Source organism: Alcaligenes sp. RM2, assembly GCF_052931795.1.
Window position 1 is genome coordinate 1,439,844 of the sequence record NZ_JBRFIO010000001.1, and the last position, 19,219, is coordinate 1,459,062.

At 55.6% G+C, this 19,219-nt stretch carries 24 protein-coding genes; 14 read left to right on the forward strand and 10 right to left on the reverse strand.

Annotated features, from left to right (window positions below):
• Nucleotides 1-10: 10 nt before the first annotated feature.
• Nucleotides 11-844 carry a phosphodiesterase gene (locus ACU6HM_RS06720; protein WP_446763546.1) on the forward strand — a complete coding sequence of 278 codons (834 nt, stop codon included), beginning with the start codon at nt 11-13 and terminating at the stop codon, nt 842-844.
• A 253-nt stretch (nt 845-1,097) separates the two neighbouring features.
• On the opposite strand, the gene argG is transcribed toward ACU6HM_RS06720, so the two are convergent.
• Entirely contained in the window at nt 1,098-2,432 is a 1,335-nt protein-coding gene (argG, locus tag ACU6HM_RS06725) for an argininosuccinate synthase (protein WP_035268236.1), read from the reverse strand.
• Nucleotides 2,433-2,609: 177 nt separating this feature from the next.
• Between argG and ACU6HM_RS06730 the strand changes: the two genes are divergently transcribed.
• The 4 genes from ACU6HM_RS06730 to ACU6HM_RS06745 all read left to right on the forward strand — a co-directional run bounded on the left by ACU6HM_RS06730 (nt 2,610) and on the right by ACU6HM_RS06745 (nt 4,684).
• Nucleotides 2,610-3,200 (forward strand): peroxidase-related enzyme, encoded by a 591-nt coding sequence (locus tag ACU6HM_RS06730; RefSeq protein WP_009455594.1) that lies wholly within the window; start codon nt 2,610-2,612, stop codon nt 3,198-3,200.
• A 2-nt stretch (nt 3,201-3,202) separates the two neighbouring features.
• On the forward strand, nt 3,203-3,592 hold the full coding sequence (locus ACU6HM_RS06735) for a YbaN family protein (RefSeq protein ID WP_009455593.1): 390 nt from the start codon (nt 3,203-3,205) through the stop codon (nt 3,590-3,592).
• A gap of 46 nt (nt 3,593-3,638) precedes the next feature.
• Entirely contained in the window at nt 3,639-4,052 is a 414-nt protein-coding gene (locus ACU6HM_RS06740) for an NUDIX hydrolase (RefSeq protein WP_446763547.1), read from the forward strand.
• A gap of 158 nt (nt 4,053-4,210) precedes the next feature.
• Nucleotides 4,211-4,684, forward strand: a complete 474-nt coding sequence (locus tag ACU6HM_RS06745; RefSeq protein WP_009455589.1) for a hypothetical protein — start codon at nt 4,211-4,213, stop codon at nt 4,682-4,684.
• Here the strand turns inward: ACU6HM_RS06745 and metC are convergent.
• On the reverse strand, nt 4,664-5,887 hold the full coding sequence (gene metC, locus ACU6HM_RS06750) for a cystathionine beta-lyase (protein WP_446763548.1): 1,224 nt from the start codon (nt 5,885-5,887) through the stop codon (nt 4,664-4,666). The two genes, ACU6HM_RS06745 and metC, sit on opposite strands and share 21 nt — an antisense overlap.
• Nucleotides 5,888-6,033: 146 nt before the next feature.
• Here metC and ACU6HM_RS06755 point away from each other — a divergent pair, with 146 nt between their 5' ends.
• Nucleotides 6,034-6,495, forward strand: a complete 462-nt coding sequence (locus tag ACU6HM_RS06755) for an Lrp/AsnC family transcriptional regulator (protein ID WP_009455584.1) — start codon at nt 6,034-6,036, stop codon at nt 6,493-6,495.
• An 18-nt stretch (nt 6,496-6,513) separates the two neighbouring features.
• On the opposite strand, the gene ACU6HM_RS06760 is transcribed toward ACU6HM_RS06755, so the two are convergent.
• Nucleotides 6,514-7,383: an MOSC domain-containing protein gene (locus ACU6HM_RS06760; protein ID WP_446763549.1), complete on the reverse strand. Its 870-nt coding sequence runs from the start codon at nt 7,381-7,383 to the stop codon at nt 6,514-6,516.
• A 544-nt stretch (nt 7,384-7,927) separates the two neighbouring features.
• On the opposite strand from ACU6HM_RS06760, the gene ACU6HM_RS06765 reads away from it, so the two are divergent.
• From ACU6HM_RS06765 to ACU6HM_RS06780, 4 genes are all read left to right on the forward strand, one after another.
• The gene (locus ACU6HM_RS06765) at nt 7,928-8,194 is read left to right on the forward strand and encodes a hypothetical protein (RefSeq protein ID WP_009455580.1); all 267 of its coding nucleotides are present in this window, start codon (nt 7,928-7,930) and stop codon (nt 8,192-8,194) included.
• Between the two features lie 181 nt (nt 8,195-8,375).
• Nucleotides 8,376-9,824 carry a GGDEF domain-containing protein gene (locus ACU6HM_RS06770; RefSeq protein ID WP_009455578.1) on the forward strand — a complete coding sequence of 483 codons (1,449 nt, stop codon included), beginning with the start codon at nt 8,376-8,378 and terminating at the stop codon, nt 9,822-9,824.
• Between the two features lie 313 nt (nt 9,825-10,137).
• Nucleotides 10,138-10,824, forward strand: coding sequence for a 3'-5' exonuclease (locus tag ACU6HM_RS06775; RefSeq protein ID WP_009455576.1), 687 nt, complete (start codon nt 10,138-10,140; stop codon nt 10,822-10,824).
• 87 nt (nt 10,825-10,911) lie between these two features.
• Nucleotides 10,912-11,178, forward strand: a complete 267-nt coding sequence (locus tag ACU6HM_RS06780) for a DUF3892 domain-containing protein (RefSeq protein ID WP_230940605.1) — start codon at nt 10,912-10,914, stop codon at nt 11,176-11,178.
• 88 nt (nt 11,179-11,266) lie between these two features.
• Here ACU6HM_RS06780 and ACU6HM_RS06785 read toward each other — a convergent pair whose 3' ends face one another.
• Nucleotides 11,267-12,418: an ABC transporter substrate-binding protein gene (locus ACU6HM_RS06785; RefSeq protein ID WP_021446758.1), complete on the reverse strand. Its 1,152-nt coding sequence runs from the start codon at nt 12,416-12,418 to the stop codon at nt 11,267-11,269.
• A 209-nt stretch (nt 12,419-12,627) separates the two neighbouring features.
• Between ACU6HM_RS06785 and ACU6HM_RS06790 the strand changes: the two genes are divergently transcribed.
• On the forward strand, nt 12,628-13,335 hold the full coding sequence (locus ACU6HM_RS06790) for a tellurite resistance TerB family protein (protein ID WP_026482931.1): 708 nt from the start codon (nt 12,628-12,630) through the stop codon (nt 13,333-13,335).
• A 107-nt stretch (nt 13,336-13,442) separates the two neighbouring features.
• Complete coding sequence (locus tag ACU6HM_RS06795; RefSeq protein ID WP_009459860.1) at nt 13,443-14,258, forward strand: META and DUF4377 domain-containing protein; 816 nt, start codon at nt 13,443-13,445, stop codon at nt 14,256-14,258.
• A 341-nt stretch (nt 14,259-14,599) separates the two neighbouring features.
• Here the strand turns inward: ACU6HM_RS06795 and ACU6HM_RS06800 are convergent, their stop codons facing one another.
• A complete protein-coding gene (locus ACU6HM_RS06800; protein WP_021446759.1) occupies nt 14,600-14,944 on the reverse strand; it encodes a DMT family protein in 345 nt (114 codons plus the stop codon).
• 118 nt (nt 14,945-15,062) lie between these two features.
• Nucleotides 15,063-15,428 (reverse strand): YgiW/YdeI family stress tolerance OB fold protein, encoded by a 366-nt coding sequence (locus tag ACU6HM_RS06805; protein WP_446763550.1) that lies wholly within the window; start codon nt 15,426-15,428, stop codon nt 15,063-15,065.
• Between the two features lie 124 nt (nt 15,429-15,552).
• On the opposite strand from ACU6HM_RS06805, the gene ACU6HM_RS06810 reads away from it, so the two are divergent.
• The gene (locus tag ACU6HM_RS06810) at nt 15,553-16,083 is read left to right on the forward strand and encodes an AAA family ATPase (protein ID WP_446763551.1); all 531 of its coding nucleotides are present in this window, start codon (nt 15,553-15,555) and stop codon (nt 16,081-16,083) included.
• A 45-nt stretch (nt 16,084-16,128) separates the two neighbouring features.
• Here the strand turns inward: ACU6HM_RS06810 and ACU6HM_RS06815 are convergent, their stop codons facing one another.
• Genes ACU6HM_RS06815 through ACU6HM_RS06825 form a run of 3 tightly spaced genes read right to left on the reverse strand, consistent with a single transcriptional unit; the run spans nt 16,129 to nt 17,364 of the window.
• Entirely contained in the window at nt 16,129-16,605 is a 477-nt protein-coding gene (locus ACU6HM_RS06815) for a DUF2514 family protein (protein ID WP_446763552.1), read from the reverse strand.
• Entirely contained in the window at nt 16,584-17,042 is a 459-nt protein-coding gene (locus tag ACU6HM_RS06820) for a lysozyme (RefSeq protein WP_137430861.1), read from the reverse strand. Before ACU6HM_RS06820 ends, ACU6HM_RS06815 begins: the two co-directional genes overlap by 22 nt.
• The gene (locus ACU6HM_RS06825; RefSeq protein WP_369326638.1) at nt 17,026-17,364 is read right to left on the reverse strand and encodes a hypothetical protein; all 339 of its coding nucleotides are present in this window, start codon (nt 17,362-17,364) and stop codon (nt 17,026-17,028) included. The genes ACU6HM_RS06820 and ACU6HM_RS06825 overlap by 17 nt, the downstream gene beginning before the upstream one ends.
• Before the next feature lie 24 nt (nt 17,365-17,388).
• Between ACU6HM_RS06825 and ACU6HM_RS06830 the strand changes: the two genes are divergently transcribed.
• On the forward strand, nt 17,389-18,375 hold the full coding sequence (locus tag ACU6HM_RS06830) for a tyrosine-type recombinase/integrase (protein WP_321291415.1): 987 nt from the start codon (nt 17,389-17,391) through the stop codon (nt 18,373-18,375).
• Here ACU6HM_RS06830 and ACU6HM_RS06835 read toward each other — a convergent pair.
• Nucleotides 18,358-19,053 (reverse strand): hypothetical protein, encoded by a 696-nt coding sequence (locus ACU6HM_RS06835; RefSeq protein ID WP_446763553.1) that lies wholly within the window; start codon nt 19,051-19,053, stop codon nt 18,358-18,360. The two genes, ACU6HM_RS06830 and ACU6HM_RS06835, sit on opposite strands and share 18 nt — an antisense overlap.
• Nucleotides 19,054-19,219: the final 166 nt, after the last annotated feature.

Genomic DNA, 19,219 nt, shown 5'->3' on the forward strand with positions numbered 1-19,219 from the left:
GCGGATAACGATGCTGAAAACATTACTGATTCAAATGACGGACCCGCATATTCGGGAAGAAGGTCGGCTGGCTTATGGCCGTCTGAATACCGCCCCCTATCTGCAGGACGCCATCGACCACGCTTTAGCCCTGCCCCAGAAACCGGATGCCCTGGTGTTGACGGGCGATCTGACCGACTTTGGTCGACCACAGGAATATGCGCACTTGCGCCGCTTGCTGGCACCGCTGGGCTCCATCCCGGTGTATTTGTTGCCGGGCAACCATGATGACCGCCAGCAACTGCGCGAGAGCTTTCCCGAACATACCTATCTGGGTAAGGCCGGGCCCGTTTGCTACAGCGTGGACATTGGAGAGCTTAGACTGCTGGCCCTGGACAGTGCGGTATTGGGAGCCAGCGCGGGCAGTCTGGATCAGGAACAACTGGACTGGTTACGTACCGAGTTGGCCCAACAGCCTGAGCGCCCCACCATCATTGCCCTGCATCACCCTCCTTTCAACACCTTGATCGGCCATATGGACAAGATAGGCCTGCTGCAAGGAGCGGAACAACTGGAAGCGATTGTGCGCCGACACAGCAATATCGAACGTGTGATCAGCGGACATTTGCATCGCAATATCCAGATCCGTTTTGGCGGCACCATTGCCAGCACCGCCCCATCGGTGGCGCATCAAGTCTGTCTGGATCTGGCTGAAAATGCAGCATCGGCCTGGACACTGGAGCCACCCGGCTATGCTATTCATGCGCTGGACAGCCTTGGCCAGATCGTGACCCATACTGCCACCGTCGGCCAATTCGACGGCCCCTTCGCCTTCCATGAGCCAAGCGGGAAACTGATCGACTGATTGGGTGCACGGCGTACACCAACTGCTGCTTGGCCTTGATGGTCTCGTCAAGCCAAGTTGACTATAGGTCCCTCTTTGCTAGCTCAAGGCAGTAGCAAACACTGACAGCATTAAGCAAAGCCGTTCAAGAACGCTAGGCCCATCCCCTAAAAAAAACACCCCAATATCGGATTCAACGATATTGGGGTGTTTTGATACTGCTGCTTCAGATCAAGAGGGCTGCTCAGAGACACCCCGATCTGCAAGCCATGTCTTACTTCTTGCTGTCTTTCAGCTGAGGCACAGCCGAACCAGCGGCAGGAGCCAACAGGCCAGCCTGGGTGTAGGTGAACAGCTTGTCGCGCGTGTCCACGATGTCCAGATTACGCATGGTCAGCTGACCGATACGGTCGCGTGGCGAGAACATGCTGTCCACTTTTTCCATGCTCAGACGCTCGGCCTTGTAAGTCAGGTTAGGCGAGACGGTGTCCAGAATGGAGTAGTCGTTACCGCGGCGCAGTTCCAGTGTCACTTCGCCAGTTACGGCGCGAGCCACCCAGCGCTGGGCGGTTTCACGCAGCATGATGGCTTGTGGGTCAAACCAGCGGCCTTGGTACAGCAGACGGCCCAGACGCAAACCGTTGATGCGGTACTGTTCGATGGTGTCTTCGTTGTGGATGCCGGTGACCAGACGCTCGTAAGCGATGTGCAGCAAGGCCATGCCAGGGGCTTCGTAAATGCCACGGCTCTTGGCTTCGATGATGCGGTTTTCGATCTGATCGCTCATGCCCAGACCATGACGGCCACCAATGCGGTTGGCTTCCAGCATCAGTTCCACGGGGTCGGAGAATTCCACGCCGTTCAGGGCGACAGGCTGACCTTCTTCAAAGCGCACACGCACTTCTTCAGCAGCCACGGCCACATCGTCACGCCAGAAAGCCACGCCCATGATGGGCTTGACGATATTGATACCGGCGTTCAGGTACTCCAGATCCTTGGCTTCGTGCGTGGCACCCAGCATGTTGGAGTCGGTGGAGTAGGCTTTTTCGGCCGACATCTTGTAGTCGAAGCCGTTTTCCTGCATGTACTCGGACATCTCGGCGCGGCCGCCCAGCTCGTCAATGAAGGTCTGGTCCAGCCAAGGCTTGTAAATCTTCAGCTCAGGGTTGGTCAACAAGCCGTAGCGGTAGAAACGCTCGATGTCGTTGCCCTTGTAGGTGCTGCCGTCGCCCCAGATATGGACGTCGTCTTCTTTCATGGCGGCAACCAGCATGGTGCCGGTAACAGCACGGCCAATAGGCGTGGTGTTGAAGTAGGTTACGCCACCGGTGGTGATGTGAAAGGCGTTGCACTGCAAGGCGGCAATCCCTTCAGCCACCAGTTGCTGACGGCAGTCCACCAGACGGGCCAGCGTGGCACCGTATTCCTTGGCCTTGCGAGGAATCGCATCGTAATCGGGTTCGTCAGGCTGGCCCAGGTTCGCAGTGTAGGCGTAAGGGATCGCGCCCTTGTTGCGCATCCACAAAAGTGCAGCGCTGGTGTCCAGGCCACCGGAAAAGGCAATGCCGACCTTCTGGCCGACTGGAAGAGATTCAAGGATGGTTGTCATTATCGCGTCAGTAGTGGTGTGCAAGTACAGTTCCGCCCGTAAGGCTCTCTTGTAGAGCCCTGCCCGCGGCAGGATCAATATGTCATTATATCGTCTTGACCGACCCTGGACACCTTTGCGTAGCTGGATTTAATTACTCGATGAACTAGAACATCCATTTTTACCTGGAGACAAGCCATGCCCGAGACCCACGCTCAACCCGCTATCAGCCGCTATCCCGTCCCCACGCTGGCCGAAATGCCCGAGGATATTCGCAGTCGAATTGAAGCCGTCCAGGAAAAATCCGGTTTTATTCCGAATGTGTTTCTGGCCCTGGCCCACCGTCCTGACGAATTCCGTGCCTTTTTCGCCTATCACGACGCGCTGATGGAAAAGCCCAGTGGTTTGAGCCATGCAGACCGGGAAATGATTGTGGTGGCCACCTCCGCCGCCAATCAGTGTCATTACTGCGTGATTGCCCACGGTGCCATCTTGCGCATCCGCGCCAAGAATCCCCTGGTGGCAGACCAGGTTGCCGTGAACTGGCGCAAGGCCGATATTCCGGCGCGCCAAAAAGCCATGCTGAGCTTTGCCATGAAAGTCTCGCAAAACGCTCAGGAGATTGAAGACGCCGACTTCCAGGCCCTGCACGAGCACGGCTTCAGCGACGAGGACGCCTGGGATATTGCCGGCATCAGTGCCTTTTTTGGCCTGAGTAACCGCATGGCCAACTTCATGTCCATGCGCTGCAATGACGAGTTCTACATGCTGGGACGCGTTCCCCGCTAAACATGATGCGTTACGCCCTGTTGTTTGCCGGGTGGATTTGTGTGGCGCTGGCGATTGCCGGCGCTGTTTTACCCTTGCTGCCTACCACGCCATTTGTATTATTGGCCGCGTGGTGCTTTTCCCGTAGCTCCCCCCGCTTTCATCAATGGCTGCTGGATCAACGCCATCTGGGCCCATACCTACGCAATTGGGAGAACGGCCAGGGCTTGACCCGCCAGGCCAAACGCCGAGCGCTGATCATGTTGTGGCTGTCGCTGGCCGTCTCGGCCTGGCTGACCAGTCACCTGGGCTGGTATCGACTCGGACTCTTGATTCCAGGCATTTTCGCCACCCGCTATTTGCTGCGTGCCAAAACCCTGGATGACACCCCTTCCGAGCCTGTGCAAAAATAGCCTGCTTGAACCGATTCTGGCTTGACCCTTTTTGCTTGAAACACCTATGTCCAATCCTGTCATCTTGCTGGCTGCCGCCTACATCACCAACTCTGAAGGCCAAATTCTCCTGGTCCGCAAACGTGGCAGCGCCTATTACATGCAGGCAGGCGGCAAGCTGGAAGCAGGTGAAACGCCCTTGCAAGCCCTGCAACGCGAACTGGACGAAGAACTGGGCCTGACAGCGGAAGAAACCGCCTCGGCCCGCTACGAAGCATACTTTGAAAGCCCCGCCGCCAATGAACCTGGCCACGTGGTTCATGCCCACGTTTTCACTTTGACGGTGAACCGGCAAATCCAGGCCGCCGCCGAGCTGGAAGAAGCACGCTGGGTCAGCCCGCAGGAAATCCGTTCGCTGACGCTAGCCCCCTTGCTGGCTAATCACATTCTGCCGCGCCTGTGCGCCCAGGCCGCCGCCTGAGTGCCAGCCCGCACAAGACTTCCGTCCGTCTTGTGCCGTCCAAGCCACGAACCGCCTATTTTTTGGCATAATGTCGCCCTTGAGTCCCCTCTTTTGGGGACGCAGCTATTTGCCCGACCAGCCCGCAACGGCGGGCTTTCTTTATTGAGCGCTAATTTATGTCCTCTTTGCCCTGTCAAGGCGCAATCGTCACCTTTACCCTGCAGCAGCTGCGTGCCGCCACGCAAGCCGGGGGGATTTTAGGTGTGTCCATCAAAGGACAAGGCAATCATTTTTTTGTACAAGTGGCCACGCGTGCCGGTCAGGCCGTGCTGGTTACCGCCCGCAGCAAAGATCCGCGCAGTTTCAAAAGCCCCTTGCAGGCCATGGTTCTGCTCAAGCAAGTCGGGATCGTCACTGGCCAGTTTGATCTGACCCAGTACTCGCCTGACCAGCACGAAACCGCCCCGCGCAGCCGTCGTCGCCCGGCCAAACCCAGCAAACTGGGACTGCGCTGGAACCGGATTGCAGAAAGCATCTCCAGCCCCGCTCAACCTTCTTTGGATGATCCCAGCCTGGACATCAGCGAAGAACAGACTCGTCGCCTGATCGCCAGGCAGGAAAACCAGCAGTTAAGCCTGCTGGGCAACTAAACGCAGCCCACTTGTGCTTCTGGACGTGTTGAGCGCATAAGCCGCGTCCAAAGCCTGTTCCAGGTCTTGCTGCAAGTGCTGGGGCTCTTCCAACCCCACATGCAAACGCAACAGCTGCCCTTCCCCGAGCAAGGCTTTCCCATTGCGTTTGGGCATATCCATGGGTAGAGCCAGACTCTCGAAGCCCCCCCAGGACAGACCGATGCCAAACAGGCACAAGGTCTTGAAAAAGCGGGATAACTGCGCTTCGCTCAAGGGTTCCAGCACAAGGCCAAACAAGCCGGTAGAGCCGGTGAAATCCCGCTTCCAGATGGCATGACCGGGATGCGATTCCAATGCCGGATGCAACACCTGCTGAACCTGCGGGTGATTCTCCAGAAAACGGGCAATCTGCAAGGCACTGGCTTGGTGCTGACGCAAACGCACACCTAAAGTACGCATGCCGCGTAGCGCCAAAAAGGCATCGTCAGGACCGGCTGTCTGACCAAAATCATGTGCAGCACGGCGCAGCAACGGCCAGGCACGCTCATTCGCGGTGGCAATTCCCAGCAAGGCATCGGAATGCCCGGTCAGATACTTGGTGGCCGCCTGAATGGATACATCCACACCATGCTCGAAGGGCTGGAAGAACAAGGGAGTAGCCCAGGTATTGTCCAAGAGCACATACGCCCCCACCGCCTGTGCGCAGCGAGCAATCGCAGGAATATCCTGAATCTCGAAAGTGGCCGAACCGGGCGACTCTACGTACACCACCTTGGTATTGGGACGAATCAGGCTGGCCATGCCGTCACCCAAAGACGGCTCATAGAACTGCACCTGAATACCCATGCGGCTAGCCAGCACCTGCTGGGCAAACGCGCGTACCGGTCCATAGACTGAATCCGGTATCAGCAAATGATCTCCAACTTCCAGCATGCCCAACAAGGCATGAGTACAGGCCGCCAATCCAGAGGGAAACAAACTGGCCTGAAAACCGCCTTCCAGCTCGGCCACGGCCTGCGTCAAGGCTTGCAAGGTGGGATTGGTGAAACGGCCATAAGAGGCGTAGGGATTATCGGGCTCCTTGCGCTGCGCCCATTGTTCCAGATTGTCGGCCAGGATCGTGGAGCCGCGACAAACGGGCACATTCACAAAACCAGCCGACACGCTGGTGTCCCGTCCTACATGGGTCAAACGGGTTTGTTGATAATTGCAGTCCTGCATGCTGTTTTCCTGATCCTGATCGCTAAAGATGAATGGAAACAGTCTACGCAAGAGCCCAAGGGCAATTATTGCGTTTTCACGCTACTGCAGGCAGAATTCCGAGAATAAAAACCTACAACCAGCAAGATTATTGGGAAATTATTTTTATGCTGGATAAATTCGACAAGCACATTCTGGAGATCCTCCAAAACGATGCCACCTTGGCCATCCAGGAAATTGCCGATCGGGTGGGTTTGTCCAGCACACCCTGCTGGCGACGCATACAGCGCCTGGAGCAGGAAGGCTATATCGAAAAACGGGTGGCTTTGCTCAGCTCTGAAAAGCTGAATGTCGGGGTGACGGTGTTTGTGGCCATCAAGACCAATCAGCACAACAAACAGTGGTACAGCCAGTTTTCGGCCGTGGTGGAGGCGATCCCGCAAATTGTGGAGTTCTATCGCATGAGCGGCGATACCGACTATTTGCTGCGCGTGGTTGTGCCTGACATCAAAAGCTTTGACCGTGTTTACCAGCGCCTGATCTCGGAAATAGAGCTGACCGACGTCAGCTCCAGTTTCGCCATGGAGCAGATCAAGTTCACGACCCGTCTGCCCCTGGACTACGCCTGATCCAGTGTGGTTCAGGGCTTAAAAGCTGTATTCCACATCCAGCGTCTGGCCGATACTCAGTCTCTGAGGTTTGGATTCAACCAGCATGGCCTGCATGCCAAACAAGGTCCCTTGCGGGAACTGACGGCTTTGTGCCAAGGCCAGGCCGGGTTGGGTACCCACATCCGCTGTCAGCTGATTCACATTGGGCATAGGGCAACGAGTACAAGGGCGGATAAAGGCAAAGCTCAAGCCTTCACTGCTGACACCCAGCACATAGTCCTCTTCGTACGCAGGCAACCCTTCAAAAACCACATTCGCGCGGAAACGATTCATGGGCACGGCCTGCTCACCTGACTGTTGCACCAGGCGGTTCAGCTCTTCCAGGGACGCCTCATTGGTAAACAGAAAAGGCAGCGCATCTGCAAAACCAAAACCGTTGATCTGATCACCAATCTGACGCCAGCCCTGGGACTTTTCTTCCCAGGGACGCACACGTTCGGTCAGTACATAACGCCTTGAGCGGCTATGGTTACGCAATACCCGACAAGGAGTCTGCAAAAAGTCGCTGAACCATTGCGCGACCTGATCGCCCTCGTCCCGGCCCAAGGTATCTGAACTCCAGATACGCACGGACACAGCGACGTTATCCCCTGCCGGGGCATCCAGAGACCAGGACAAAGAATCCATACCAGGCGCTTGCACAGTAATCTGCCCGTCCTGCACCACTGGCTGAATCAAGGCCATGCGCGGCCAGCGACGCTGCGTCATGAATACGCCCTGTTGGTCAACAACAACCCATTCTCGGTCAAAGGCCAGGCCCGCAACGCTCACCTCCACGCCCTGTGGATGGGCCTGGGCGGCACAGGATTTGATGGGATGGGTAAAAAGGCCAGTGATGGTAATCATGAGTCGCAACAGAAAAGGCAAGTTAAGGGACCTATTCTAAAACAGCCTGAGCGCCTGCCTGCCCCTGCTTTGGAGACTGATTGCAAAGAAGTGGATCAGAAACATCGACTCTGAAAATCTATTTCGCACCAACTCTTGACAACAGCGCAAAGCTATGAGTTAATAGTTGATTGATTGCACCAACATACCATTACATCAAGAAAGTGCGATCAACATTTTTTTGAATGTACCCACGCAAAACAGGTCCCTTTGACCTTCTGGCATGTCCCCAAACATGCGGGTATTCATTCACCACGGCGACGACAGCCACATCTAGACTTATTTTTTGCATCGTAGCGGACTCGCTCCGTCCATTTGCTTGGCAAACGAATAAGGCGCTGTCCATGCTGCCACAGAGCACGTCTGCCTGACATTTGTTCGACCAGCGCGGCTCTACATTGAAATAGCAATGGCTTGGCCTCCGTGTGGAGACCGATCCATCATGGTGTCATCAAATCTCAATAAAAAAACGATGTAATGACGCCACACGATAAGGAAAAAAATTATGAAAAATATCTATCCAACCGGTTTGGTATCGCGCCCTGAGCATATTGCCTTGAACAAGACCGATATTCGCATTGGCGATACCGTTTACTTGCAACCCAAGAACGGCCCTCGCATGGCGGGTACCGTGATTTTCAGCTCGCCTGTACACGGCTGCACCACCTATACGGCAGACGCGCAGAACCAGGACGCCAACGTGCGTTTCCGTTTCCGCCTGCAGGACGTGCATCACGTGGCTCCGCGCCACCCTTTGCCAGCCTTGAACTAAGGCTTTGCCTGCTAATGAATACGGGGAGCGGAACCCAACTCCCCGTATTTATTTCATTTGCAAACAGATAATTACAATTTGCAAGAAACATTCCTGCTTTCATCCTAAAATAGTGGCGGCTTGAAACTTATCCGACGCTGTAAAGCGTCCACGACGAGCGTGCGCTCCTATGGCAACGGATATGAAATCAAAGCAGGCTTCCTGCTTGCGCCCGCCGCGGCGCTATTCCTATCTCTCCCGTTTTTTCCTGTTCAGCCTGGTCTTGATCCTGACCCTGCTGGGCACCAAGCTGCGCCATTACGACGCCCTGACCATCTTCTGGCCTGCCGAGGCCGTGCTGCTGGGCCTGTTCATTCGTCGCCCGGATTGGGCCAGCCAGTTCCTTAACTGGGTCATTGTTGTTCTGGCCTATCTGTGTGCCGAACTGATCGCCCTCAATCCCCTGCCTATTGCCCTTTTGCTAACCTTGGCCAATGTCAGTGGCGTCGGGCTGGCATACTGGCTGATCACCCGCAATCCGCTGCTGGACCTGTCCTTGCGCCGGCCTCAGGCCATGCTGACCCTGGCTGCCTACTACGGGCTGGCCTGTGCCCTTTCCGCCCTGCTAGGCGGCATTGCCCTGTCTTTACATACCTCTCAAGCCTTGTCGCTGGCCATCCTGTCCTGGATGCTGACCGGCATGATCTCCTACACCGCTATTTTGCCCGTCATCCTGACTGCCCCGGCCCGCCCCATACGCCGTTTCATGGAGTACTGGAACGAGCCCCATTTGATGAGTCTGGCCCAGTTGGCACCCGCCCTGTCCTTATTACTGACCAGCTTGCTGAGTTTGCTGATTGACGGCCCCGGCTCCATGGCCTTTCCCGTCCTGCCTTTATTGTGGTGCGCCCTGAGCTACTCGCTCTTTTCCACCACCTTGTTGACCTTGTTCTATGTGCTCTGGACACTGTTCGCCCTGAGCCAGCCGGTCTACTTCCTGCCCAGCCAGCTATATACCTCGCTGGATCTGCTGTCGCTGCGCATCGGCATTGCCTCCATTGCACTCGCCTCCATTACCAGTGCCAGCTTGATCTCAGCCCGTAATCAGGCAGTGGAAAAACTCCAGCGGCTGGCTCACCACGATGCCCTGACCGGTTTGCTCAACAAGCAGGCCTTTTATCAGCAAAGCCAGACCATGTTGACTCAATGTCGCCTAAGGCACGTTCCTGTCAGCGTCATTGTTCTGGACATCGACCACTTCAAACCCATTAACGACACCCACGGCCACCATGTCGGTGACCTGGCCTTGAGCGCCATCACCCAGCGTATTTCCCTGGCTTTGCGCGATACAGACTTGTGCGGTCGATTGGGTGGCGAGGAATTTGGCATCTTGCTGCCCGACTGCAGCGCCACCCAAGCCCATGCCGTGGCCGAGCGCGTCCGCAAAAGTATTGCTCTGCGGCCCCTGGCCCTGGATAACGAGCAGCAACTGACCATGACGGCCAGCTTGGGTATCGCGACTCTGGAAGCCTCCACGCTGGATCTGCATGCTCTGCTTCGTCAGGCCGACACAGCCCTGTACGAGGCAAAACGTGCCGGTCGGGATCAGAGTTTTTCCTATCATTTCGCCGAACCACAAACGAAGACTTGACGCTATCCGTAAGCAAACCGATACTGATGTGTCAATACGAAACAAAACATCAGGGAGCGGTGATATGGCGTCAGTTTACGGCTCGCCCTTGTGCCAAGCGTGTTTAACCTTGCCACAGGGATTAAGTACTAGCCAAGCGCATGCTGACTTGCGTTTACTGGGACAGCATCCTCCCTCTCCTGACGGGGCTCATGAGACCCAGTACCGCTGCCTGAGCTGCCAGACCCACTGGCTGCTACGCACCAATCGCTGGGGCGTTCCCGAAGGCTTTCGCCTGAAACCCGTATAGGCAAAGCGGGGCACATGCACTACCATGACGGCTTTGTCTGTTAGCGATTCCCGTATGTCTGCCCTGCTGTTTGATACTGAAACCACCGGCACTGCCAAACCTCAAGTCATCGAGGCAGCCTGGCTGCGTTTAAGCGACCCTGTCTTCTTGCTGGTCAATGAAGAATTCGAGCAACGCTACCGGCCTGACGAAGCCAATTCTCTGGGCGCGCTGGCCACCCACCACATTTACGACGAAGAGCTGCAAGACTGCCCGTCGCATACCGAGTTCAAGCTGCCTGCCGACACCCAATACATCATTGGCCATAACGTGGACTACGACTGGGGCGTGGCCGGTTCGCCCAATATCAAGCGGATTTGCACTCTGGCCTTGGCCCGGCACTTGATTCCAGGCCTGGACAGCTACAGCCAGTCCGCCCTGATCTATCACATTGATCGCGCCAACGCCCGCGAGCGCCTGCGCAATGCGCACAGCGCCTTGGCCGATGTACGTAATTGCCTGGCACTCCTGCAATACTTGCTGGGCCTGACGCAAAACATCAATACCTGGGAACAGTTGTGGCAGCTCTCCGAGCACGCCCGGATTCCCACCATTTTGCATTTTGGCAAACACAAGGGCATGGCCATTGCCGATGTACCACAGGACTACAAGAACTGGTTGCTGCGTCAACCAGACCTGGATCCCTATCTGGTCAAGGCCTTGAAGGTCTAAACCTCAAGGTTCGTAAAATCCCTAATGGCTGTCAGCCATCATATGCCCAATGATGAAGGTCCCAACAAGAACTTCATGAGGTGGCAAATGATCGAGGTTGCATACGTCACGAAAGATATGCGTCGGGACCCTTACGAACGAATCACCCATCTTGGAGGCGCAGGCTGGCAACGCTCTCAACCGGATGTGGTCCAGCAAATTGAGCAGGGCCAGGAGGACTATTATATTCTTCTGGATGGCATTCCCGCCAAACTGATCGTGGCGCTCAGCCGTTTTGGTGCCAAGTACCTGAAAACTGAGCTTGAAGTTGAAGAGCCTCATATTTTGCTCAGCCTTCCCAGCCAGGCCGGTTAAGCAAGCCGGTCCTCCATCCACTTTCCTTCAAGAAAAACAGAAAACGCGGCTTTAAGCCGCGTTTTTCCATGCCTGCCTTAAAACCTGTTTAAGGCTTGAGCAAATGCCATTGGCCATTACGTACCGTAATCAGCTCGCGACCACGCTCGTCAAAGCCGCTATGGTCTTCGGGCGACATGGTATACACACCTTGAGTAGCCACCAGATCACGGGTTTGCTCCAGCGCATCACGCAAAGCCGAACGGAACTCCGGCGTACCGGGTTTGGCCTTGGTAGCCGCCTCAGGAATTGCCTTTTCCAGCAAAAGACCAGCGTCGTACACGTTGGCACCAAATGTAGCGGGAGCCTGACCGTAACGCTCGGTATAGCGCTGGATGTAGTCCTGCGCGATAGGCTTGGACGGATTGCTATCGGCAATTTCAGGCAAGACCAACATCAGGCTGGCCGCCAGAATAGTGCCTTCAACCTGCTCGCCACCCAGGCTCAAGAACGCAGGCAGCGCAGCACCGTGAGTTTGGTAAATTTGCCCTTTGTAACCTTGCTTAACCAGCGTCACTTGTGGCAGAACAGCCGCAGCGCCAGTGCCGGCTACCAGGACCACGTCTGGTTTGGCCGCGTAAATCTTCAAGGCCTGGCCTGTTACCGAGGTATCGGAACGCACATAACGCTCAGTGGCCACAATCTTGATATTATTCGCCTCGGCCAGTTCCTTGAACACAGTCAACCAGCTCTCGCCATAGGCATCGTTAAAGCCCAGGAAACCGGCTGTTTTCACGCCGGTATCGACCATATGCTTGACCAGGGCCTGAGCAATAATGTCGTCGTTCTGGGTCGTTTTAAAAACCCATTTCTTTTGCTCGGTCATGGGCAGCACGACGGACGCCGCGCCCACCGGTGCCAGCACAGGCGTGCCCGAATCGGCCGCAAACTGAATCAGACTCATGGCATTGGGCGAGCCGGTAGGCCCGATCAAGGCATCAATCTTGTCCTCGGAAATCATTTTCTTGAACAGCGTCACCGTTTGGTTCGGGTCGCTGGCATCATCCAGGGAGACATATTCAACCGTCAGATCGCCAACCTTGGTAGGCAGCAGCGGCACGGTATTGCGCTGCGGCAAACCGACCACGGCGGTCGGTCCAGTGGCCGAGGCGATCACGCCAATCTTGACCTGTGATTGAGCCGGTGCGGCCAGAGCGGCCAGAACAACGGACAAAGCGAAAGCAGTTCGAGTCAATTTCATAATGTGCAGAGCCAGTTAAGCCCTTCCCCCCTTGATATCAGCGCAGCCGCGCTTATATGGATTGATCTGGCATAAGATACCAAATTCCCCGTGCCGCACACGTCTTATTGAACGATTTGCTCTGGCAGGTCTGCTTACAATTGTACGCGGGCACACACAATAAAGTAGTTTATAACGAAGCTACTGTTTACCTTTCATAGAGCGATCCCATGTCACTTCAGCAAATGCTGCAACAAATTCTGCAAAGCGGCCAAAGCGCACTAAAACAAGGTCAAGGCCAATTGAACTCCTCCGGCCTGGGTAAGAAGATCAGTGAACAAGCCGGTGGTTTTGGTGGCGGCGCTGTGGTAGGCGGCGTTCTGGGCGTCCTGCTGGGCAACAAGAAGTTCCGCAAAATGGGCGGTTCCATGGCCGCGTACGGCGGAGCCGCTGCCTTGGGTGCCCTGGCCGTCAAGGTCTATCAGAACTGGCAGGAACAAAATGCGGGCCAGCAAGCGGCCCCAACACCCGTGCAAGCGATCCCAGCCGCCCCGCTACCGCTGGCTTCCAACGGTCCGGCCGATACCCATGCCATGGTCATCCTGGCCGCTCTGGTCTCAGCTGCCAAGGCAGACGGCCATATCGGTGATGCCGAGCGCGAATTGATTGACGCGGAAATCAGCAAAATGGCCGCCCCCGAACAAGCCCGTCTCTGGCTGTCGCAAGAACTGCTCAAACCGGTTGACCCGCAAGCCATCGCCCAATTGGCGCAAACGCCCGAGATGTCCGCTGAAATCTACTTGACCAGTGCCATCGTCATTGATGAGCAAAGCTATATGGAACGCGCGTATCTGGACGAGCTGGCACGTTTACTATCCTTGCCAAACTCCTTGCGCGAAAGTCTGGATAATCAAGTACAAGCTTTACCCCAAGCTTGATCGGGAGTGGGACCGTTCCATCAGAACACCCCCACTCTGATTGTTTTATTTTTCAACCCCGGGCTGACACTCCCAATGCAGCCCACGACTCATCAAGGAAACCACTCATGAAAAACACCCTCAAGTTGACGATTGGTACATTGGCCTTAATGGGTCTGGCCGCTTGCGCGGCTCCAAACAACAGCAACACCGCGACTTCCGAGCGCCAAATGGATAAAGAAACCTCTCTGCAGGCTTATCACTGGCGTCTGTTTGCCACTACCGGCAAAGACGGCCAGCCAGCCCCCGCCATACCTGGCGCAGGCGGCGAGCAAGTCACCTTGAATTTCACTGACACCATGATGTCTGTCGACAATCTGTGTAATGTTCTGGGCAGCGGCTACACCATCAGCGGTTCCAAAATCACCTTTACCTCGCCAGTCAGCACCATGAAAATGTGCTCGGACCCCGAGTTGATGCGCAACGAACAAGCCGTTGGCAAATTGTTGCCTACAGCGACAGACTGGAGCATGGCCAAGGCCGATTCCGCACCGGATAATCCAGCACCGGTCCTTACCCTGAACTTTAAAGACGGCACCAAATGGCGCCTGAAAGGTGAACCTACTGCAACGACCCGTTACGGCAGCGAGCCTACCCGTGTGTTCCTGGAAGTGGCTGCACAAAAAGAGAAGTGCTCCCACCCCCTGATTCCAAACTACCAGTGCCTGAAGGTACGCGAGATCCAGTACAGCGATTCGGGCGTCAAGACCTACACGGGTGACTGGATGTACTACTACGGCGACATCGAGGGCTACACCCATACTCCTGGTGTTCGTAACGTGCTGCGTATCAACCGCTACGAGCTGAAGAACGTGCCTGCAGACGCCTCGTCCAAGGCCGATGTTCTGGACATGGTTGTAGAGTCCGAACAAGTCAGCAAGTAACTCACGCAGCAAGGTCGTCCAAGCGCTTTTTGCACTGACGACGTGATCGCATAGCCCCAAGCTTGGAGTTGATTCCGACCTTGGGGCTATTTATTTCAGGGACATTTTTTTCGAGCCAAGGAGCAAACTGTCCTGGTTCAGATCCTCTAATGCCCATAAGAAACAGCACATTCGGAGCCACAAATAGTTACTCACTGCTATGCTTTGAACCTAGTCAGCAAGCCTGCCCATCCGTAGTATGGAAATACCGGATAACATTTTTCACCTCCCTATTTATCCGGCTTCAGGCCTTGCGACATGCGAGGCTTTTTTTTATGCCTGAACGGTGATGAGGCTTGCTCTTATTTCAGCGGCCCATAAAAAATAAAAAACGCACCGGCACCAATCAGTGTGAAGCCAAGCAGGTGATTCAGCGTAAAGCTCTCTTTCAGATACAGCACCGAGAACACCACGAACACCAGCAAGGTAATGACCTCCTGCATGGTCTTTAACTGCGCGGCACTGTAGACGGTATGCCCCAAACGATTAGCCGGCACCGCCAGGCAGTACTCCACCAAAGCAATGCCCCAGCTGATCAGAACGACTTTCAGCAAGGGGCTATTGGGATATTTCAGATGCCCATACCAGGCAATGGTCATGAACACATTGGAGACGACCAACATCAAGATGGGAAGGATCTTAGCCATTCTGGACACGGAAATAAAAAGCGGCCTGCACCGCGACCCGGCCAGTGTAGCGTCACATTTGAGCAGCGCCTATGGGGATAATCAGGCAGCAGAAAGACGGGGCATCAAGCAAGGGCTATCAGTCCATAACTTTCAAAAAATCCACCTCAATTTCGGGCGGGCGCTTGGAACTGGTATCGACCTGGCCAATCAGCTCCACCCTGGTTTTCTCATCCAAAGTCTGACCCGCAAAATGCTTGGCCTTGATCTCCGCCACGATTTCCCCGCTGCCATCAGAGAACAGAAACTTGTCGTGCGCCGTTTGACGTAGCAGATGACCTTGCACCCGCACGTCCTGATCATCGACGGGATTTTTCAGGATCTCCGCAACCGTCGTTTGACCAATCTCCGACGGGCCCGTGCACTGGGCATGGGCAGGAAACGACAGCGCGCCTGATAACAAAGCCAGCGCCACGGCCGAGCGCAATTTAACATAAGCAGACATAGTGACTCCTGTTGTTCATGGCTTGAAACTTAACCATAACAGCAGATATCATCAGCGTTCTAATTAAAATGGCGGTGTTGGGCTTGCCTTGTTACCAAGCGCGACATCACACCATCACTGCACCATGCCCCTTCTTGAGAACTTAGGCCCCCGCATCTGCATTCTTGGCCCATCCAATAGCGGTAAATCCACCCTGGCTGACGCGATCGCACGCAAGCTGGCCATCCCGGCCGTGCATCTGGATCAGCTCTACCACCTGCCCCATAGCAACTGGGTGCCCCGCCCCGAAGCAGATTTTGTTGCGCTGCACCAGGCGGCTATTGCGCAAGAACAATGGGTGATGGAAGGCAACTACACGCGCCACCTGGCTCCACGTCTGGCTCGCGCTACAGGTTTCATCGTGCTAGAGGTCTCCACCGCTACCAGCCTGCTGCGCTACTTCCGGCGCACCCTGTTTGAGCGCAACCGTCGTGGAGCCCTGGAAGGCGGTAAAGATAGCGTGAAATGGCAAATGATCCGCCATATCGCCATCGTGACCCCACACAATCGCCACAAATACTTGAGCATTTTCGAGGCAAGCACCTTGCCTAAAGTCAGACTAGGCAGCCCTCGCGACCTGAAACTGTTTTATCAAACCCAAGGCCTGCAACGCTAAGCGCACGAAGCGCTAACGCCCTGGGCTGTTTCCATCCGTGGCGCCCTATTTCCTCAAGGCCAACACATACCCCTGCAAACCGCTTAAAGCGCTCCGGTATCCATCAGCAACTCCTGCCATCTCTGTGTATCGCTCTGCGCACAGGCCGACCACGTTGCGCAGCTGGCTGGCAATTCGGGCGTTTGCATCCAGCGCATGTCCGGCTCGGGCAGCCTGAGCGGCGACACGATCATTGGCGGCGGCGAGCTTGCTGCGCAAGCCGTCAAGATCGGCGCGAGCAGCCACAGCAGCACGCTGAGCCGCATCCAGCTGCGTTTGATAAGTGACTCGAACATCCTCCACCTCCTTTTGTAATCGTTGCTCCATCAAGCGTGCACGAACCTCGGCCTGCAACTGCGCCGCCCTGGTCTGCGCCTGGGCCAGCTCATAGCCTTTGCGATACTGCTCCTGACCATAAAGCACCCCCCATAAAAAAAGGGCTGCCAGAACAGCAGCCCCTACTAATGCAGACTTGATAGACATAACTGCCTCTCGGCCTGACGCCGCCGCTCCAGCCCCCGCAGTTTGCGGCCACCAGCATAGACCCAACGATCCAGCTCCTGACATGCTCCGGCTATATCCCGAGCCCGTAGCTTGCGCAGCAAGGTCGAATTGGCATAGGCCCCAGCCCCCACGTTATAAACAAAGCTGCTCAGCGCCACACGTACCTCATCCGGCAAGGGATAGCTAACGGAACGATCCACCACACTCAAAGCACGACGAACCTCCTGCTCCGTCAAGGCGTCGCAACGCTGCGGACTGGCCATGTCACCCAGCTTGACTCCTTGTGTGTAGCCGTCGCAGATAGTCGGAATGCCGACGGGGTCCACATAGGCGATCAAAGAGCGCCCCTCCCAGGCGGCAACCAAAGCAATCGCCGCCGAGACTACCCCTGCACCCAGCTTAGTCTTCAGATCCATGCTTCCACTCCTTGAACTGGCGCCAGGCACGCTGGATCCCGCCCACAATCCGCGCGGCCGCACGAGTAAAGTCCGGCAGCTTGGTCACAATCAAAATCACCACATAAGCCGCCCATAAAGTCAGCACAAAATCCTGCATCGTCCAACCATAAATAAGCAGGGCCGAGCCGGTGCTTATGGGTAGGTGAGCGGCGTCGTTGTCGAACATCATTTTTTTCCTTGAGTAAGCGTGATCGCGAAACAGGAGAACCCGCAAAAACGCCGGACAACCGCTCCACAGGGACAAGAACTGTTGAAAATCACAGTTGAAACGGCCTGCCATATGGCCTACAAGACAGATTTACTTATGAATGCCACCCGTCAGCGCCGCCTTTCCCGTACCTGCCCTTCACTGGCAGAAGCCCTGGAGCGATACCTGAGTGAGGTGTCTACATTGAAAAAATCGGCCTACCAGGAGCGTTCCCTAACCCGAGCCTGGAACAGCACCTTGCTGGCAAACCGAAACCTGGCGCGAATTACCCCACAAGACTTGCAACGAATCCGCGACGAATGGATGCAAGACCGCGCGCCAGCAACCGTCAATCGACGGATGGCCTTGCTTTCGCATCTCTATACCGTGGCGCGCAAGGACTGGGGCTATAGCTGGCTTGCCAATCCCGTTCAACTAATCCGACGCCCCGCCGTCAACGATGCGCGTGACCGTCGATTGTTTAATCAAATTCGTCTGTACGGCGTCAGTGCTGAAGAATGCCCACGCTCTGAATTCGAGTGGATACTGAAACATACCCGCTCCAGTTGCCTGCCCACTGTGGTTGCCTTGGCCGTCGAAACAGGCATGCGCCGCTCTGAAATTGTGAATCTGACGCGTGAACAAATCGATCTGACCCATGGGGTCATCACCTTGCAAGACACCAAGAACGGGGATACTCGTTATGTACCTTTAACACCGTTCGCACGCGACGCCCTGCGCAAGTGGCTAGTGGGAAAACCTTTGCGCGGTCGTATTTTTGATATCACTCCCGGCTCGATCAGTCGCGCCTTTGCTCGTGCTCGTCTACGCGCCCGTAAAGCCTACGAAAGCTTGTGCCGCCAATACAGCCGACGCCCAGTGCGAGCCTACTTCCTGGACCTGCGGTTTCACGATCTGCGCCATGAGGCTACCTCTCGCTTGGCTGACGTTTTCCCCGCCCACGAGCTTGCCAAAGTCACCGGGCATAGAGATACCCGAATGTTGCAACGCTACTTTCACCCTCGCGGGCGAGACTTGGCACAAAAGTTGATGCGCAGCAAACTAGGTCGCGCCCAGGCCGACCACTTACGCCTGGGTGCCTGATCCCGGCCAAACAACCGCTTTGACAGCTGCTTCAGAAGCAGCGACATCAATCTGATCACGCAAGCCCTGACGCACACCGATAAACTGCTGGGTCATCTGCAAAAACAAGCGCACTTGTGCCAACGTCTTTTGACGCATTACGTCCAAGGAAATGCCGCGTGCGGCTGCGATGCCATCCAGATAAGGGGTCGCTGCCGATGAGTCTGTGGACCATGCCAGAGCCTCTGCTTGCTGCACGGGCCAGGTCAAGCGCTCAGTCGCCGGATAACCTGCAGTCAGCTCCAGCACAGCACGCTCAAAGTCTGCATTCACGACCGCCAATTGCTGCTCACGCAGTTGCTCCAGGCTTGGCTCCGCCTCAGGCCCAGGCTCGACACTCAACCAGGTAGGCAATACACCAAGACCATCATACGTCTGGCCAAAGTAGGATTCGCCCAAGGTATAAGGCCCATCTGGGGTATAAAGCGTAGATTGACGATTGTCATCTACTAGTTGCCACTCCCCGGTACCTTCATCCCCAAACTGAATATCCAGCTTTTCCAAGCGCGATACCCAAAGCGCTACTTTACCGACAGGAATAGAGCCAGGCGGAGCAACAGCAACATCGCCAAATCCTTTTTCTTGATAAGGTGACTGGCCGCAAAACAGGCCATGAGCATCAGTTTGAAAATAAGACATAAAAAACTCCTGGCCACATCGTGGTGGCATGAAAAATTAAAAAAGTGACTATAGGACTGCAAATGCGAGACTGTTAGGAAGTAGCCAAAATGACGCAGTAGAGCGCATAGTAGGCTCAATGAGACTCGCTGAAATGATCGGGGGGGTTCCCTCTACTGGAGTATTT